Below are 17,174 nucleotides of genomic sequence, written 5' to 3'. Positions count from 1 at the left end.
TCACCGCGTCCGCGGAAAGCCCAGGTCGATGCTGCTGGTCGCGGGGTCCGGCCACCGCGACGTCACGACCTTGGTCCGGGTCGCGAAGTGGATGCCCTCGGGCCCGTACATGTGCGAGTCCCCGAACAGCGAGCCCTTCCAGCCGCCGAACGAGTAGTAGCCGACGGGTACCGGGATGGGGACGTTGACCCCGATCATCCCGGCCTGCGCCTCGACCTCGAAGCGTCGGGCCGCTCCCCCGTCACGCGTGAAGATCGCCGCGCCGTTGCCGTACGGGTTCTCGTTGACGAGCCGCAGGGCGTCGTCGAACGTCTCGGCGCGCACGACCGAGAGCACGGGCCCGAAGATCTCCTCGCGGTACACCGTGTGCTCGGGTCGCACGTGGTCCACGAGGCTGGGTCGCAGGAAGAACCCGCCGCTCGTGTCCTGCCCGTCCGGCCCCGGCCCGACGGGTGGTCCGTCCCGCCCGTCCAGGACCAGGACCGCCCCCTCCTCGACCGCGCTGCCCACGCGCGCCGCGACCCGGTCCCGGTGCTCGGCCGTGATGAGCGGCCCCATCTGGGAGGCGGGGTCGTTCCCCGGCCCGACGACGAGCCCCGCCACGCGCGTCCGGATCGCCTCGACGAGGGCGTCGGCGACGTCGCCCACCGCGACCACGACCGAGATCGCCATGCACCGCTCGCCCGCGGACCCGTACCCCGCCGAGACCGCGGCGTCCGCCGCGGCGTCGAGCTCGGCGTCGGGCAGGACGACCAGGTGGTTCTTCGCCCCGCCCAGCGCCTGGACCCGTTTGCCGTGGCGCGTGCCCGTCTCGTAGACGTGGCGGGCGACGGGCGTGGAGCCGACGAAGCTGATCGCGGCGACGTCGGGGTGCTCCAGGAGCCGGTCGACCGCGACCCGGTCGCCCTGCACCACGTTGACGACGCCGTCGGGCAGACCCGCCTCGGCCAGGAGGCGCACGACGAGCAACGAGACCGACGGGTCGCGCTCGCTCGGCTTGAGGACGAACGTGTTGCCGCACGCGATGGCCGTCGGGATCATCCACAGCGGCACCATGGCCGGGAAGTTGAAGGGCGTGATGCCGACCATGACGCCCAGCGGCTGCTTGACCTCGTGCACGTCCACGCCCGTGGAGACCTGCTGGCTGAAGCCCCCCTTGAGCAGGTGCGGGATCCCGGCCGCGAACTCGACGTTCTCGAGCGCCCGCGCCACCTCCCCCTCGGCGTCGGACACGACCTTGCCGTGCTCGGCCGAGACCAGGTGGGCGATCTCGTCCCGGTGCCCGCGCAGCAGCTCGTGGAACGCGAACAGGATCTCGACGCGCCGCGACAGGCCCGTCCGGGACCAGCCCGGGAAGGCCGCGAGCGCCGCTGCGACGGCCGCGTCCACGTCGGCCGGCGAGGCGAGGGCCACGCGCCCCGTGACGCGTCCGGTCGCCGGGTCGTGGACGGCTCCGTACCGTTGCGCCTCGTCCACGCGGCGGCCACCGACGACGTGTCCGATCACCCCTGGGGTCTGCTCGGGGGTGCTGCTCGTCATGCTGGCCTCCCTCCCGGGTACGGCACGCAGGGCGGCGGCCCGGGTCGTCGACGACTGAGTCTCAGTGTGGCACGAGGACGCCATTCGTGTGAGGTCGATCACACCGCTCGGGGTCTGCCCGGGTGAAGCGTGCTGGAGCGCCGCGCCGCCGTGCGTGCCGCTGTCGTCGCGCCACCGGGCCCGGGTACGGTCGGGCCGTGACCGACGAGCACCGCACGAGCAGCCACGACCCGGGCGACGGCCGAGCCCCGACAGGGCCTCTCCCTCCCGGACCGGACCCCGCTCCCGCACGGCCGATGACCCGCGCCGAGCGACGCGCTGCCGAGCAGGCCGCCCTGGAGCGCCAGGCGGACACGTCGTGGCGCTCACCGTCCCCCACCGGCGCGCTGCCCACCGCACGCCCGGCGACAGCGGCGCTGCCCACCACGACCGGTGCCACGGCCTGGGAACGGGTCGAGGTGTCGGCCGAGCCGTCACCGCCACCCTCGGCCTGGCGCGAGCGCGCAGCACGCTTCGCCCCGACCCTGGCCCCGGCGCCAACGCCGGCACCGGCGCCGGGCACCGACGCGCCGGCAGTCCAGGCAGCCCCGGCCGGACCCGACGCACCGTCCCCGACGAGGTCCGTCGGGGCCTCTCGCGAGGTCGAGGACCCTTCTGAGGGAGCCTCGTCGCACACCCAGCCGACGCTCACCCTCACGGGGCCCCCGCCCAGCACCGAGGGCAGCGTCCCCCCCGCCGTAGTCAGCTCCTCGACGCCGTTCCCGACCCGTCGCCAGATCTCCCACGCGGCCCGGCACGTGACGCGCCTCGGTCGCGGAAACGCGGCCCGCCTCCTCCTGCTCACCGTGGTCACGGCGATCGCGGTCGAGATGATCCGGGCGAGCGGCCCGCTGCTGGACCGCGCCTTCGCCTCCGGCGTGACCGTCGCGGCCGGGACGGCCCTGATCACCTACGCGGCTCCCGCGCTCGCCGTGACGATCATCGCCGCGCGGCTGCCGATCTCGGGGCGGGTCACGCTCGGAGCGGTGCTCGCCCTGGTCGGTTGGCGGCTGGGGCTGCAGGGTCTCGGGGTCGCCGCCGGCACGGACGGCGTTCTCGGTTCTGCGCGCTACGGGCTGGGGCTCGGTGGCACCGCGCTCGCGGTCGCCACGCTCGTCATCGTGGCCGCGTTCGTGAGCGGTGTCCGTCCGGTCCCCGCCGACGACTCCCCCGAGCGGGTCGCGGGTGCCTGGACACCGCTCGCGAACGGCCGGATGGTCGCGCTGGGCGTCTCGCTGGGGGTGCTGGGCGCTGCGGGGGTGAGCCTGCTCCACGGGACGTGGGACGCGTACTGGCGCACGGGGCTGCTCTCCTGGGTGGCTCCCCTCGCGCTCGGCGGCCTGGCGGTCGTCTCGGCGTGGCTGCTGCGCCGCGACACCGCCGCCCCCGGGGCCCGCGGGTTCTGGGTGCTCGGTCCGTACCTGGCACTGGGTGTCCTGGTGTTCGGCAACCCGGCCTTCATCGCCTCCCAGACGGGCCTCCCGCTGTCGGTGGCCGCGGGTGCCGTCGCGACGATGGCCCTCATGGTCGGGTTGACCACCGTTCGAGGCACGGCTCGGTCGAGCCGCCCCGGGGGCAACGCCCTCCTGTCGACCGTGGGACGGTGCGCCGACCTCGTGGCCCTCCTCGCCTTCGCCCTCGTGGTCTTCGCGCTGCCCGGCCGGACCGAGGTGCTCGACGGCCTGCTCTCCTGGGCGCTCCTGGTGTGCATCGTCGGCCTCGCGGTCGCCGCGACCGACGCCGTGGTGCACGCCCTCACCCGACCCGCCCAGGACATCGGCTGGTTGCGACTGGCCGGGGCGAGCACCGCCGTCGGGCTGGGGCTCATCCTCCCGCTCCTGGTCTACCAGCTCGACTACGACGTCCCGCTGCCGGTACCCAACGCCGTCGTGCCGGTCCTGGTCGCGCTCGCGATCGGGGCCGCGGGTCTGCGCCGCACCCGCCCCCTGCCGCAGGCCGCCGCGGGCACCGCAGCGGCAGCGCGCGTCGCTCCCCCGAGCGTGCGGGTCGCCCTGCCCGTCGTCGCCGCGGTCGCCGTGCTGGCCGCGGGCGGTGCTGCCGTGCAGCTCGTCGACCTGCCGACGGGCACGTCGGGCAGCCCGGCGGCTGGCGCCGAGCCGGGACTCGTCGTCCTCGACTGGAACCTGCACTACGGGGTCAGCGCGACGCCGTCGGTCGAGCTCGACGACGTGGCAGCGACCATCCGCGACTCGGGCGCCCAGGTCGTGACGCTCCAGGAGGTCTCGCGCGGCTGGGTGCTGGGCGGCGGCGTCGACATGGCGAGCTACCTCGCTCGCGCGACAGACATGGAGGTCGCGTTCGTCGGGGCCGCCGACCGCCAGTTCGGGAACGCGATCCTCTGGGACCCGGCGGCGGTCACCGTGGCCGACGTCTCCCGTCTCGCGCTCCCGTTCGGTGCTGGCCCTCAGCACCGCTCGGCCGTCTCGGCGACCGTGGCCCCGCGCGCAGGGACGGAGACCGCATGGGCCGGCGGTGTGCGCGTGACCTCGGTGCACCTGCAGCACCGCGAGCAGAGCACGCCGACCCGGCTCGACCAGCTCGACGCGCTGTTCGCCGCCGAACCGGTCGACGGGACGTACCTGCTCGCGGGGGACTTCAACGCCGAGCCGGACTGGGAGGAGATCACCCTCGTCGAGTCGCAGGGCCTGGTCAGCGGGCAGGACACGGCGGGCCACCCCGACGACCTCACGTCGCCGGCCGACGCACCGCGCCACCGCATCGACTGGATGTTCGGGTCCGGCCTGACCTTCGAGCGCTTCAGGGTCCTGGACGACGTCTCGTCCGACCACCGCCCGCTCGTGACCGTGGTGCGACCCGGGCAGGAGCCGGAGCCCGCCCCGGCCGGGTAGCGGGCGGCAACGCTCGACGCCGCTGCCCGTGCCGGCCGGGCGCCGTCGGCCCCGCTGGCCGCCGCTGCCCGCGCCTCAGTCCTCGCGGTGGTGCAGCATGCGCGCGACCTCGGCGATCGACCCGGACAGCGACGGGTAGACCGTGAAGGCCTCCGCGACGTCGTCGACCGTGAGGCGGTGCGCGACCGCGAGCGTGATGGGGAAGATGAGCTCGCTCGCGCGCGGGGCCACGACGACGCCGCCCAGGACGACGCTCGCCTCGGGGTGCGCGAACAGCTTGACGAACCCGTCGCGCATGCCGAGCATCTTGGCGCGCGGGTTGCGGGCCAGCGGGAGCGTCGTGGTCACGTACCTCGACCCCTGCGCCTTGAGCTTCTCCTCGCTGTACCCGACCGTCGCGATCTCCGGGGCCGTGAAGATGTTCGCGGCGACCGTGCGCAGCTTGATGGGGCTCACGGCGTCGCCCAGGGCGTGCGACATGGCCACGCGGCCCTGCATCGCCGCGACCGAGGCGAGCGGCAGGATGCCCGTGCAGTCACCGGCCGCGTAGATGCCGCGCACCGAGGTGCGGGAGACCTTGTCGACCTGCACGTGGCCGCTCGGGGTCAGCCGCACGCCGGCCTCCTCGAGGCCGATGCCCGCGGTCGAGGGGATGGACCCGACGGCCAGCAGCACGTGCGAGCCCTTGACCACGCGACCGTCGGCGAGCGTGACCTCGACGCCCTCGTCGGTGCGCACGGCGGCCTCGGCGCGCGTGCGCGACATGACCGTCATGCCGCGCGAGCGGAAGACGCCCTCGATGAGCTCGGCCGCGTCGGCGTCCTCGCCCGGCAGCACGCGGTCGCGGCTCGAGACGAGCACGACGTCGGAGCCCAGCGCGTTGTAGGCGCCCGCGAACTCGGCGCCCGTGACGCCCGAGCCCACGACGATCAGGCGCTCGGGGAGCTCCTTGAGGTTGTAGAGCTGGGTCCACGTGAGGATGCGCTCCCCGTCGGGGATCGCGGTCGGCAGGACGCGGGGGGTCGCGCCGAGCGCGAGCAGGATCACGTCGGCGTCGACCGAGACCTCGGCCCCGTCCTCCTGGAGCGTGACGTGCACGCGGGACGGGCCCTCGAGGCGCCCCTGCCCGATCAGGACGCGCACGCCCTCGCGCTCGAGGCGGGCGTGGATGTCGGCGGACTGCGCGGCCGCGAGCGCCATGACTCGGGTGTTGACGGCGTCGAGGTCGACCATGTGGCGACGCATCGCGGGGTGCGCGGCCTTGACCGTGTCGACGGGGAGGCGGATGCCGAGGTCGGCGGCACGGTCGGCGATCGTCATCCAGTCGGCCGTCGCGATGAGGGTCTTGGACGGCACCACGTCGGTGAGCACGGCGGCGCCGCCCAGCCCCTGGCGCTCGACGACGGTGACGTCGGCACCGAGCCGACGGGCGACGAGCGCCGCCTCGTAGCCTCCGGGTCCACCGCCCAGGATCACGATGCGGGTGGCCTGCAGGTCGGGGTTCTCGTTCGTCACGGGTGCCATTCTGTCAGCATCCGAGGTGCGTTCGTGTCAGCATGCGGACACCGCGACCCGATGAGGCGAGGACGGGCGTTCCGCGCGGCGCTGCGCCCCAGAACGGATAGCCTCGTCCTATGACGACGACCTTGTCTCTCGACGACCCCACGACCGACCCGTTCCTCGTGGCCCGCGCCGCTGCGGACCACATCGCCGAAGCCACCGGGATCGAGGGCCACGACGTCGCCCTCGTGCTCGGGTCGGGCTGGGGCGGGGCGGCAGAGCTCCTGGGCGACGTCGTCGCGGAGATCCCCACGAACGAGATCCCCGGGTTCTCCAAGCCTGCCGTCGCCGGCCACGTCGCGACCACGCGCTCGATCCGCATCGAGCGCGCCGACGGCTCGGTCCGCCACGCGCTCGTGCTCGGCTCGCGCACCCACCTGTACGAGGGCAAGGGCGTGCGGCACGTCGTGCACGGCGTGCGGACCGCGGCGGCGACCGGCGCGCAGACCGTCATCCTCACCAACGGGTGCGGCGGCCTGAACCTCGACCACGGCCCGGGCACCCCGGTCCTCATCCGCGACCACCTCAACCTCACCGCGACGTCGCCCCTGGAGGGCGCGACGTTCGTCGACCTGACGGACCTGTACTCCCCGCGCCTGCGGGACCTGGCCCGGTCGGTCGACGGCTCGCTCGGCGAGGGCGTGTACGCCCAGTTCCCCGGACCGCACTACGAGACCCCGGCCGAGGTGCGCATGGCGGGCATCCTGGGGGCGGACCTGGTCGGCATGTCGACCACGCTCGAGGCCATCGCCGCGCGTCACGCGGGGCTCGAGGTGCTGGGCATCTCGTTGGTCACGAACCTCGCCGCGGGCATCAGCCCGACGCCGCTCTCGCACGGCGAGGTCATCGAGGCCGGCCAGGCGGCCGGCCCCCGGATCAGCTCCCTGCTCGCCGAGATCGCGAAGCTGGTGTGACATGACGAACCCCCACGACTCCCTCGACGTGGACGACCCCGGCTACGAGGCCGGGCAGGGCCACGCGTCCTTCCTGGCGCAGGTCGAGGCCTGGATCGAGGCGGACCCCGAGCCGCGCGACCAGGCCGAGCTGCGCACGCTCCTCGCGGAGGCCGACTCCCCCGACCCGCGCGACCACGAGGTGCGCGCCCGGGCACGGGCCGAGCTGCGTGACCGCTTCGTGGGCACGCTCCAGTTCGGCACCGCGGGCCTGCGCGGGGAGATGGCGGCGGGCCCCAACCGGATGAACCGTGCGGTCGTGATCCGGGCCGCTGCGGGCCTCGCGTCGTTCCTGCGCGACGCCCTGCCGGGGCATACGCCGCGTGTCGTCATCGGGTACGACGCCCGTCACCACTCGCACACGTTCGCGCTCGACAGCGCCGCGGTGTTCACGGCCGCGGGCGTCGAGGCGTCGATCCTGCCGTCCGCGCTCCCGACCCCCGTGCTCGCCTACGCGGTGCGCCACCTGGGCGCCGACGCGGGCGTCATGGTGACCGCGAGCCACAACCCTCCGGCCGACAACGGCTACAAGGTGTACCTCGGCGGCCGCGTGGTCACGGACTCGGGCCAGGGGGCGCAGATCGTGCCCCCGTACGACGCCGAGATCGCGGCCGCGATCGACCGCTCCCCCGTGGCCGCGCAGGTTCCCCGCGCGACCGACGGCTGGACGGTCCTGGGGCGCGACCTGGCGCTCGGCTACGTCGAGTCCGTGGGCAGGTTGTCCGACGGCGCCGCTCGCGAACTGCGCATCGTCGCCACCCCGCTGCACGGCGTGGGCGGCGAGGTGCTCAACCGGGTCCTCGAGGACGCGGGGTTCACCGACGTCATCAGCGTCGCCGAGCAGTTCGAGGCGAACCCGCTGTTCCCGACCGTCGCCTTCCCCAACCCCGAGGAGCCCGGCGCGATCGACCTCGCGCTCGCGTACGCGCAGGACGCCAAGGCGGACCTCGTCATCGCGAACGATCCCGACGCGGACCGGTGCGCCCTGGCGGTGTACGACCCGCGCGTCGGGACGTACCAGGGGGCCGAGACCGCCCGGTCGAACGGGTGGCGCATGCTGCACGGCGACGAGGTGGGATCGCTGCTCGGCGAGGAGATCGGCCGACGAGCGGACGCGCCGGGAGGCACGGACGGAACTCCGTTCTTCGCGAGCTCGATCGTGTCGTCGCGGCTGCTGCGCAAGATCGCCGACAGCCACGGGCTGGGCTACTCCGCGACGCTCACGGGGTTCAAGTGGATCTCGCGCGTCGACGGCCTGGTCTACGGCTACGAGGAGGCGCTCGGCTACTGCGTCGACCCGCAGGTCGTGCGGGACAAGGACGGCATCAGCGCCGCCCTGCTCCTGGCCCAGCTCGCGAACCGCCTCAAGGCCGAGGGGCGCACGCTCGTCGACGCGCTCGACGACCTGGCCCGTGCTCACGGTCTGCACGTGACCGACCAGCTCTCGGCCCGGTTCACCGACCTCGACCAGATCCCGGCGGCCATGTCCCGGCTGCGGGCGGCGCCTCCGCGCACGCTCGCGGGCTCGGGGGTCAGCGACGTCGTCGACCTGTCCGAGGGTCTGGACGGGCTGCCGCCGACCGACGGCGTCCGCCTGCTGTCCGCGGACGGCACCCGGGTCATCGTCCGCCCCAGCGGCACCGAGCCCAAGGTCAAGTGCTACCTCGAGGTGATCGTCCCGGTCGCGCCCGACGCGAGCTACGACGACCTCACGGCCGCCCGCGCCTTCGCCCGGACACGCCTCGACCACGTGCGCCAGGACGTCGCGGCCGCGCTCGGCATCTGACGGCGCAGGCGCCCGGCGCCGCGACCGCGTGACGACGAGGGCCGTCGCCCCCTCCACGAGGAGCGGGCGACGGCCTTCGTCGTGCGCGGCGGGCCCTCCCGGCCCTCAGCCGAGCGCGACCGTCGTGCCGCCCGACATGAACGAGTCGTGCAGCTCGACGCTCGCCGGCACCGCGTCGGCAGGCACGTCGAACACCACGACGCCCTGGATCGAGTTCCCGGGGTTGATGTCGTTGAGGAAGCTGTTGGCGTCCCCGAGGTAGATCCCGGCCGTCGAGTCGGCCGAGTGCTCGCGTCCCTGGGTGTCGAACAACTTCTGCGAGCTCGCGTCGAACATCTGGGCAGCGTCCCCGATGTTCGTCACCGTGACGTGCACCAGGACGAACTGCCCCTGCGCGTCCACGCTCAGGAACTCGTCGCCCACGTTCGTGCCCCCCGGCTCGACGGCCGTGACCGTGAACTCGAGCTTCCCGTCTCGCACCGCCGTGCCGAGGCCCGGGACGGTCTCCTCGGGGTCTGCGGCGGCCGGAGCCTGCGCACCGCCCGCCGTGTCCGCGGTGCCGGCCGTCCCCGTGGTCGTGTCACCGCCGCCGAGGCTCGAGGCGACCGACACGACGACGATCAGCGCGACGATCGCCAGGAAGACCGTGAGGACCTTGTGCCGGGCGAAGAACGACTTCCGCGGGGCGGGCTCCGGCTGCCCCAGGTAGGGCTGCCCGGGGTAGGGCTGGCCCGGGTGCTGCTGCGGGGCGTGCAGCTGGTGCGGGTACTGCTGGACGGGCGGCTGCTGCGCAGGGTCGTTGCTCATGGGAGGGCCTCTCGTGGTTCCGGATCGGTACGGGACCACTTCATCGCCTCGCGCCGCGCGGGCGCGTCGGCGGAACGGCTACGGCCTGCGCACCGAAAGTCGTACACGTGGACGGGGCCACCGACCTGGTCGGTGGACCACGCCGTCGGCGGTGTTCCCTACGCTGGGTCCGTGACCACCCCGTACCCACCCCCGGGCTCCTCCTGGCCCCGTGCGACGCCGCCGCGCGGCGGGCCCGTGCCGCCGAGCCCGCCCGGCGCGGTCCCCGACCGCCCGACCGCCGGGCGTCGGTGGTGGTCGAGGGTCGCGACGGTCTGGATCGTGGTCGCCTCCTTCGTCGCCTCGACGCTGTGCATCGCCTTCGCGGGGTCGGCGGGAGGGATGGTCGACGGCGCCGCTCCCAGCGGAGGCACGGTGCTCTGGGTCGCCCTCGGCTGGATGTACGCGCTCGGCGTCGCGACCCTCCTCGTCTTCCGGCGCCGCTATCCCGTCGCGGTGTGCCTGGTCGCGTGCGCGGGCGCGCTGGTCTTCCCGCTCGACGCGGTCGGGGCGCTCGTCGCGCTGTCCTGGGTGATCTCGTCGCGCCCTGCCCGGCAGGGCTGGATCCTCGGCGTGCTCACCGCCCTCGCGACGACGGTCGCCCTCGGACGGGACCTGCTCCGTGCGCCCGAGCAGCAGATCTTCTCGTTCACCCCCACGGGTTCCCAGACGCCCGTGGGCGCGGCGGCCTGGGTGTACGTGGTGCTGCTCGTCGCGGGTCTCGCGCTCTCGGTCAGCGTGGGCTGGGCCCGCCGGGCTCACTACCAGGTCGGTCGCTTCCGGGGCGAGGCGCAGCGCCACGAGCTCGTGGCCGAGCACCTGCGCGACGAGGTCGCCCGGCAGGACGCCGAGGCCGAGAGGCTGCGGGACGAGGTGACCCGGCAGCAGGAGGAGGTGGCCCGCCAGCAGGAACGGCACCTGATCGCCCGCGAGGTGCACGACACGCTCGCCCACAGCCTCTCGCTCGTCTCGTTGCACTCGGGGGTGCTCGAGGTGTCGGTCCCCGAGGAGGACGGGCAGCTGCGCGACGCGGCCAAGGTGGTCCGCGAGAACGCTCACCGGTCGCTCGAGGACCTCCGGGACCTGATCGAGATCCTGCGCGATCCGGACGGGCTGGCCCAGCGCCAGGCCCGACGCGCGGGCGGGACATTGGCGGACCTGTCGGCACTGCTCGCCACGACGCGGGCCGCAGGCACGCGCCTGGTCGCGACCGTGGTCTTCGACGACGCCTCGTCGGTCAGCCCGCAGGTCGCCCGCGCGACGTACCGGATACTCCAGGAGTCGCTGACCAACGTGCACAAGCACGCGCCGGGGAGCGAGGTCCTCATCGATCTCGGCGGTACCCCGGCGAGCGGTGTGAGCCTGCGCGTCACCAACGTGCTCCCGGAGGCGCCGGGCCCGCGAGCACCCGGGAGCCGCGCGGGGGTCACGGGCATCGCCGAGCGGGTCAAGCTGCTCGGGGGACGGTCGACGGTCGGGCCGCGTGACGGCAGCTTCGTCGTCGAGGTGTGGTTGCCGTGGGTCAGCGACGTCGTCGACCTCGGTGAACCGCCACCCGCCACGGCGGGTCGCCGGCCCTGACCGCACGCCGCACGCGCGCGGTCCTCCCTCACAGGCGCACGAGTCCCCGCCCGTGCGGGTCCGCCCGCGCGACCGGGACGTCGTCCACGGTGAGCACGGTCCTGCCGTCGTGCACCAGACCGGCGGAGGACTCCAGCACCAGGGACCCTTCGTTGGAGATCCATGTCCCGTCGAGCCCGCGCATGCGCTCGACGAACCTCTGTCGAGGCGCGGGCTCGACGTACGTGAGCACCGAGCTGTGGAAGACCACCAGGTGCGCGTCCGGGGGCGCGGACCCCAGGAGCGCGTCGAGGTCGTCGAGGAGATCTCCGCGGACGAGGTGCGGGGGCTCGGTGGCCACCAGTGCGCACGCCGCCTCGAGGCGCTCGCGACGGTCGTGGTGCTCGGGCCACACGAGGGCCCGCAACCACGCGACGTCGTCGGGATCGCGGACGTCGAGCGGGTTGAGGTCGATGCCCGCTCGCCACACCACGTCGGGCAGCCGCGTCGGCGCCGCGCTCTCGTCGTCGATCCTGCACTCGATCACCACGGGCGAGGGACCTGGGACGGGGTCGAGCGTGACGACGCCGTCCGGCGAGCGGTAGCGGTAGGAGTACCGGTCCGGGTAGAGGCACAGTCCTGCGGACGCGCCGACCTCGACGAGCGCGAGCGGGCCCTCGAGGCGGGCCAGCTCGGGCAGGAGGACTGCGCAGCGCGCCGCTTCGTTGGTCTGGGTGGAACGGGCGAGCACGATGTCCACGACGTCGGACCAGTGCTGGACGAGCCACGGGCGGAACCGCTGGTAGACGTCGAGCGGGGCGCCCGCCGTCCGGGCCGCGGCGAAGACGAGGTTGGGCTGCCGCTTGCGGGCGGGCAGTGCCTCGATGAGGGCGAGCACCTGGTCGTCGCCCGCGATCGCGCGCGCCCATCCCTCGTACGACGGGGACGACCCGCGCGTCTCGATGTCGGCCCACCGCACGTATGCCTCCGCCAGCGACGTCATGCGCCCAGAGCGTAGCCGACCCGGCGCACGCCGCAGGCCCGCCCGGGCTGCACACGACCGGCGGCCAGCTCGGACGCCGCGGAGGAGGAGGCTGTGGGCGCCACCCCCTACGATCGACGCGTGATCCGAGTCCTCCTGGTCGACGACGACGCGCTCGTCCGTACGGGCCTGCGCCTCATCCTCTCGAGCAACCCCGGCATCGAGGTCGTCGCAGAGGCGACCGACGGCGACGAGGCCGTCCCGGCGTTCCTCGCGCACCGTCCTGACGTCGTGCTCATGGACCTGCGCATGGCGCGGGTCCAGGGGGTCGAGGCGACGCGCGCCCTGCGGGCCCTCCCCGATCCCCCGGTCGTGCTGGTCCTGACGAGCTTCGAGAGCGACACCGACGTCCTGGGGGCGCTGGAGTCGGGGGCGGGCGGCTTCCTCCTCAAGGACGCCTCGCCGGACGAGCTCATCGGCGGAGTCCTCGCGGTCGCGGGTGGCGAGTCGGTGCTCGCGCCGCGGGTCGTCCGCTACGTCGTCACGCGGGTCGCGCAGGGGCAGGTGAGCAGCGAGCAGCAGCGTGCCCGCGCGCTCGTCGGCCGGCTCACCGAGCGTGAGCGGGCGGTCGCCCAGGGAGTCGCGGAAGGGCTGAGCAACGCGCAGATCGGCGCGCGGCTCTACTGCGCCGAGGCGACGGTCAAGACGCACCTGAGCCGCGCCATGACCAAGCTCGACCTTCCCAACCGGGTCGCGCTCGCGATCGCGGTCGAGCGCGCCCGCTGAGCACACCGCTCAGCGCGTCCGCTGCGGCCGTCGGCTCAGCGCTGAGGAACCGTCAGGCGTGGAGCGCGGGCTCCTCGTCGAGCGCGACGGCGGCCTTCCAGTCGGCCTTCTCGGCGCGCCAGCCCTCCTCGGTGCGCCCGCGACGCCAGTAGCCGGACGCGGAGAGCGCCGTGACGGGCACGCCCCGGTCGAGGCGCAGGTGGCGGCGCAGCGTGCGCACGAACCCGGCGTCGCCGTGCAGGAACACCTGGGGCTGCCCGGGCAGGAACGTGAGCGCCTCGACGGCCTCGACGAGGACCTCGCCGGGCGCTCGGTCCGGGTGGGCGTCCCGGTGGACCCAGCGCAGGTCGAGGTCCCCGGGCGACGTGAGGGACTGCTCCTCCGCTGCCGAGGCGACCTCGACGACCGCGCGGACGGGTGCCCCGTCGGGCACGGCCTCGAGGGCCGCCGCGATGGCGGGCAGGGCGCTCTCGTCGCCCACGAGCAGGTGCCAGTCGTAGCCGCCCGACGGCGCGTAGTCGCCACCGGGGCCGAAGAAGGACATCGTGTCACCGGGCCGGGCGGCGGACGCCCAGGGGCCCGCGAGGCCCTCGTCGCCGTGCGCGACGAAGTCGATGGCCAGCTCGTGCGCCGCGGGGTCCCACGAGCGGATCGTGTAGGTGCGCATCGGGACGCGCCCCTCGGGGCCGGCCGCGGCCGGGAAGAGCAGCTTGACGTAGCGGTCGGTGTGCGGGCCGGGGTCGAAGCCGTCGAGCCCCTCTCCCCCGAGGACCACACGGATCATGTGCGGCGTGAGGCGCTCGGTGCGCACGACCACGGCGTGGGTCGCGACGCGCTCGGGCTTGCGGGGGGCAGGGTCGGTCATACGGTCCTCCAGGGTGCGCTCCGCCCGCGATGACGAAGTGAGGCTAGCCTAACCCCGGATGCACCGAGGGGTGACCGCCCGTCCAGGCTCGGCCACCCCTCGGTCCGTGAGAACAGGTCAGTAGCCCCCTGCGCCGCCCTCGGCCGGCTCGACCCCGTCGAAGCCTGCGAGCACCGCGGCGGTGCGCGACAGGCCCAGGCGCGTCGCACCGTGCTCGATCATGGCGAGCGCGTCGGCGAGCGTCCGCACGCCCCCCGAGGCCTTGACCCCGAGGCGTCCGCCGACCGTCTCGGCCATGATGGACACCGCGTGCGTCGAGGCGCCGCCGGCCGGGTGGAAGCCCGTGGAGGTCTTGACGAAGTCGGCACCGGCGGCCTCCGAGGCGCGGCACGCCTCGACGATCTCGTGGTCCGTCAGCGCGGCGGACTCGATGATGACCTTGAGGACCTTGGGGGCAGGGACTGCGGCCCGGACGGCCGCGATGTCGGACTGGACGTACGCCCAGTCGCCTGCCTTGGCAGCACCCAGGTCGATGACCATGTCGACCTCGTCCGCGCCGTCGGCGATCGAGCGGGCCGCCTCGGCGGCCTTGACCTCGCTGTGGTGCGTCCCGGACGGGAACCCGCACACGGTCGCGATCTTCAGGCCCTTGCCGTCGAGCGGCAGGACCGAGGGCGAGACGCACACCGAGTAGACGCCGAGCGCGACGCCCTCGTCGACGAGCGCCTCGAAGTCCGCGCGGGTGGCCTCGGGCTTGAGCAGGGTGTGGTCGACGAACTGCGCGAGGGCCGCGCGGTCCAGCGGGGACGTGCCGGGGGTGCTCACAGCTGTGCTCCTTGGATCTCCTGGTAACCGGGAAGGATGACGTCGTCGATGAGCGCGCGCCGCTCGTCGTGGTGGATGAAGGCGCTCCACGCGGCCGTGGCCGTGACGTCGTAGAGGTCCTCGAGCGTCCAGCCGGCCTGCTCGACGAGCAGCGTCATCTCGTGGGTCATGGACGTGCCCGACATGAGGCGGTTGTCCGTGTTGAGCGTGACCGCGAAGTCGAGCTCCTTGAGCCGCGTGATGGGGTGCGCCGCGATCGAGGTCGCCGCCGCACCGGTCTGCAGGTTCGAGACGGGGCACAGCTCGAGCGGGATCTGGTGGTCGCGGACCCAGTGGGCTAGCTGCCCCAGGGCCGCGGTGCCGTGCTGCTCGTCGAACGAGATGTCCTCGATGAGGCGCACACCGTGCCCGACGCGCGAGGCCTGGCCCAGGTGGACGGCCTCGGCGATCGACGAGACGCCCGAGGCCTCGCCCGCGTGGATCGTCACGGGGAAGTTCTGGTCCGCGAGGTACTGCCACACGCCCGGGAAGCGCGAGGGCGGGAAGCCGTCCTCGGCGCCCGCGATGTCGAACCCGACGACGCCGTTGCCCCGGTTGGCCACGGCGAGCTCGGCGATCTCCTGCCAACGGTCGGCGTGCCGCATCGCGGTCACGAGCTGGCCGACACGGATCGTGCGACCCTGCGCCGCCACGAGGGCGACGCCCTCCTCGAGCCCGGCCTGGACCGCGTCGACCGTGTCCTGCAGGCTCAGGCCGGCGCGCAGGTGCTGCTCGGGGGCCCACCGCTGCTCGGCGTACACGACGCCGTCGGCGGCGAGGTCCAGGACGGACTCGCGCGCGACCCGCACGAGCGCGTCGCGCGTCTGCATCACGGCGATCGTGTGGTCGAAGGTCTCGAGGTAGCGCACGAGCGAGCCCGAGTCGGCCGACTCGACGAACCAGGCGCCCAGCGCGTCGGCGTCGGTCGCGGGCAGGTCGTGCCCGATCTCGGCGGCGAGCTCGATGATCGTCTGGGGCCGAAGCCCACCGTCGAGGTGGTCGTGGAGGACGACCTTGGGGAGCGCGGCGATCGCCGCGACGGTCTCGCTCACGGAGGAGGGTGTGGAGGTCATGGGCTCACGCTACCGGGCGCGGGGCGGGCGCACGCGACAACGGCCCGGTCCCAGGTCACGGGTGCGTCACGGGTGCGTCACGCCGGGCTCTTGCCTGGCTTCACTCCCCGTCGGCGTCCGCGTCCTCGCCGAGGGGCACCACGGACGCCTGCTCGACGACGTCGGCCTCGTCCGCCGCGCCGTCGAGGTCGGGGCGCGGCGTCCGGGGGCTGTAGTCCTCCACGTCGTCCGTGTCGCCAGTGGCGTCCGGGGGCGTCAGCTCCTCCTCGACCAGGTTCTTCGGGGCGTCGTCGTCGGGCGTGACCAGGCCTGCGTCCCGCCAGGAATCGGTACCGGGGACCGTGCTCATGGTGAGCTCCTCTCGTCTCTCCCCATCGTCACCCGACGCGGCGCGACCCGCCAGCCCGTCCGGCGGGCAGGACCGCCCAGGTGACGTGCGACCACCCACCGAGCGCGCGACGCACGCCCTTGCCGGGCTCGCCGTCCTCACCGACCCCCGCGAGCAGGTCCGCGACACGCAGCCGGTGCAGCGTCCCGGAGGACGGTTCGTAGACCGCGCACCAGCGTCCGCCGAACGCCGAGGCGGCGTCCTCCTGGGGCTCCTGCGGGCCGCTCACGCCCGCGAGCAGCACGACGTGACGTGGCACGGCGGTCGACCACCCCGTCTCGACGTCCCCGCCCGTGTACAGCGGCACGGGCACGCCGGCGGCGGCCGAGCGCAGCGCGCTCGCGAGCACGGGGTCGCGCTCGCCGTCGCCGACGATCCGGTGGGCGAAGCGGACGTCGGCGTAGCGGGCGTCGCGCGCGGCGGTCCAGGGCGGCGTGCCGAGCGCCCCCGGCCAGGGCAGGGGGCCGAGCGCGGCGTGCGTCGTGCGGGCCTTCAGGACGCGCTGGAGCGCCGCGAACCGGCCCGACGACGTCTCGAGCTCTCTGGCGGTCGCGCCGCCCTGGCCCTCGCCCACCACGTGCGTCGACGCCCCCTGCGAGACGTCCGTGCCCGCGACGAGCCACAGCGCCACCACGGGGTCGCCCGCTGCTGCGAGGACCGCGAGCACCGCCGAGCCGCACGTCGTCTGGTCGACCTGGACCGCGCGGGCGCTGCCCAGCACGAGCGGCTCGCCGAAGCGGGCGTCGGGCCCAGCAGGGGGCGAGGCCGGTCCCCCCGCCACCTCCCCGTGCGCCGGGTCGGGCGCGGCCCGACGCAGCGGGTCGAGCACGTGCGCCCGCTCCCACGGGCGCAGCGTCCCGAGCGCGTCGACCAGGCGGTCGGCGACCTGCTCGGGGTGACCTGCGCGGCGGGCGAGCCGACGGACCGCGGGTGCGGCGCCGTCGGGCCTGGGGGCGCCGTAGCGTCCCGACGGCGGCACAGGCGGCAACAGCCCACGCCCCGCTCCCAGAGCACGCAGGACCCGGGTCAGATGGAGGTCGGCGACGATCATGCCGACAGCCTG

General features: G+C 74.3%; 14 protein-coding genes. 5 read left to right on the top strand and 9 right to left on the bottom strand.

Annotated features, from left to right (window positions below):
- Entirely contained in the window at positions 1-1,539 is a 1,539-nt protein-coding gene (locus ACZDYF_RS11860; RefSeq protein WP_475056860.1) for a CoA-acylating methylmalonate-semialdehyde dehydrogenase, read from the bottom strand.
- A gap of 197 nt (positions 1,540-1,736) precedes the next feature.
- On the opposite strand from ACZDYF_RS11860, the gene ACZDYF_RS11855 reads away from it, so the two are divergent.
- A complete protein-coding gene (locus tag ACZDYF_RS11855) occupies positions 1,737-4,448 on the top strand; it encodes an endonuclease/exonuclease/phosphatase family protein (protein ID WP_475056857.1) in 2,712 nt (903 codons plus the stop codon).
- A 75-nt stretch (positions 4,449-4,523) separates the two neighbouring features.
- On the opposite strand, the gene ACZDYF_RS11850 is transcribed toward ACZDYF_RS11855, so the two are convergent.
- Positions 4,524-5,972, bottom strand: a complete 1,449-nt coding sequence (locus tag ACZDYF_RS11850) for an NAD(P)H-quinone dehydrogenase (RefSeq protein ID WP_475056855.1) — start codon at positions 5,970-5,972, stop codon at positions 4,524-4,526.
- A 110-nt stretch (positions 5,973-6,082) separates the two neighbouring features.
- On the opposite strand from ACZDYF_RS11850, the gene ACZDYF_RS11845 reads away from it, so the two are divergent.
- Complete coding sequence (locus ACZDYF_RS11845; RefSeq protein WP_191788843.1) at positions 6,083-6,922, top strand: purine-nucleoside phosphorylase; 840 nt, start codon at positions 6,083-6,085, stop codon at positions 6,920-6,922.
- Position 6,923: 1 nt separating this feature from the next.
- Entirely contained in the window at positions 6,924-8,747 is a 1,824-nt protein-coding gene (locus ACZDYF_RS11840) for a phospho-sugar mutase (RefSeq protein ID WP_475056851.1), read from the top strand.
- 105 nt (positions 8,748-8,852) lie between these two features.
- On the opposite strand, the gene ACZDYF_RS11835 is transcribed toward ACZDYF_RS11840, so the two are convergent.
- Entirely contained in the window at positions 8,853-9,554 is a 702-nt protein-coding gene (locus tag ACZDYF_RS11835; protein WP_475056848.1) for a DUF4352 domain-containing protein, read from the bottom strand.
- Positions 9,555-9,725: 171 nt separating this feature from the next.
- Here ACZDYF_RS11835 and ACZDYF_RS11830 point away from each other — a divergent pair, with 171 nt between their 5' ends.
- A complete protein-coding gene (locus tag ACZDYF_RS11830) occupies positions 9,726-11,174 on the top strand; it encodes a sensor histidine kinase (RefSeq protein WP_475056843.1) in 1,449 nt (482 codons plus the stop codon).
- A gap of 28 nt (positions 11,175-11,202) precedes the next feature.
- Here ACZDYF_RS11830 and ACZDYF_RS11825 read toward each other — a convergent pair whose 3' ends face one another.
- Positions 11,203-12,156 (bottom strand): DUF2332 domain-containing protein, encoded by a 954-nt coding sequence (locus ACZDYF_RS11825; RefSeq protein ID WP_475056841.1) that lies wholly within the window; start codon positions 12,154-12,156, stop codon positions 11,203-11,205.
- A 120-nt stretch (positions 12,157-12,276) separates the two neighbouring features.
- On the opposite strand from ACZDYF_RS11825, the gene ACZDYF_RS11820 reads away from it, so the two are divergent.
- A complete protein-coding gene (locus ACZDYF_RS11820; protein ID WP_475056837.1) occupies positions 12,277-12,921 on the top strand; it encodes a response regulator transcription factor in 645 nt (214 codons plus the stop codon).
- 52 nt (positions 12,922-12,973) lie between these two features.
- Here ACZDYF_RS11820 and ACZDYF_RS11815 read toward each other — a convergent pair whose 3' ends face one another.
- The 5 genes from ACZDYF_RS11815 to ACZDYF_RS11795 form a co-directional block, all read right to left on the bottom strand.
- Positions 12,974-13,786 (bottom strand): siderophore-interacting protein, encoded by an 813-nt coding sequence (locus tag ACZDYF_RS11815; protein WP_475056834.1) that lies wholly within the window; start codon positions 13,784-13,786, stop codon positions 12,974-12,976.
- Positions 13,787-13,903: 117 nt separating this feature from the next.
- Positions 13,904-14,611: a deoxyribose-phosphate aldolase gene (gene deoC, locus ACZDYF_RS11810; protein WP_475056830.1), complete on the bottom strand. Its 708-nt coding sequence runs from the start codon at positions 14,609-14,611 to the stop codon at positions 13,904-13,906.
- A complete protein-coding gene (locus tag ACZDYF_RS11805; RefSeq protein WP_475056827.1) occupies positions 14,608-15,723 on the bottom strand; it encodes an adenosine deaminase in 1,116 nt (371 codons plus the stop codon). The genes deoC and ACZDYF_RS11805 overlap by 4 nt, the downstream gene beginning before the upstream one ends.
- A 100-nt stretch (positions 15,724-15,823) precedes the next feature.
- Positions 15,824-16,072, bottom strand: a complete 249-nt coding sequence (locus ACZDYF_RS11800) for a hypothetical protein (protein ID WP_475056824.1) — start codon at positions 16,070-16,072, stop codon at positions 15,824-15,826.
- A gap of 28 nt (positions 16,073-16,100) precedes the next feature.
- Entirely contained in the window at positions 16,101-17,162 is a 1,062-nt protein-coding gene (locus tag ACZDYF_RS11795; RefSeq protein WP_475056820.1) for a hypothetical protein, read from the bottom strand.
- Positions 17,163-17,174: the final 12 nt, after the last annotated feature.

The organism is Oerskovia sp. PE-21s (assembly GCF_056158145.1).
Note: the sequence above shows the minus strand (reverse complement) of the source record. Positions and strands in the feature narration are given on the sequence as shown.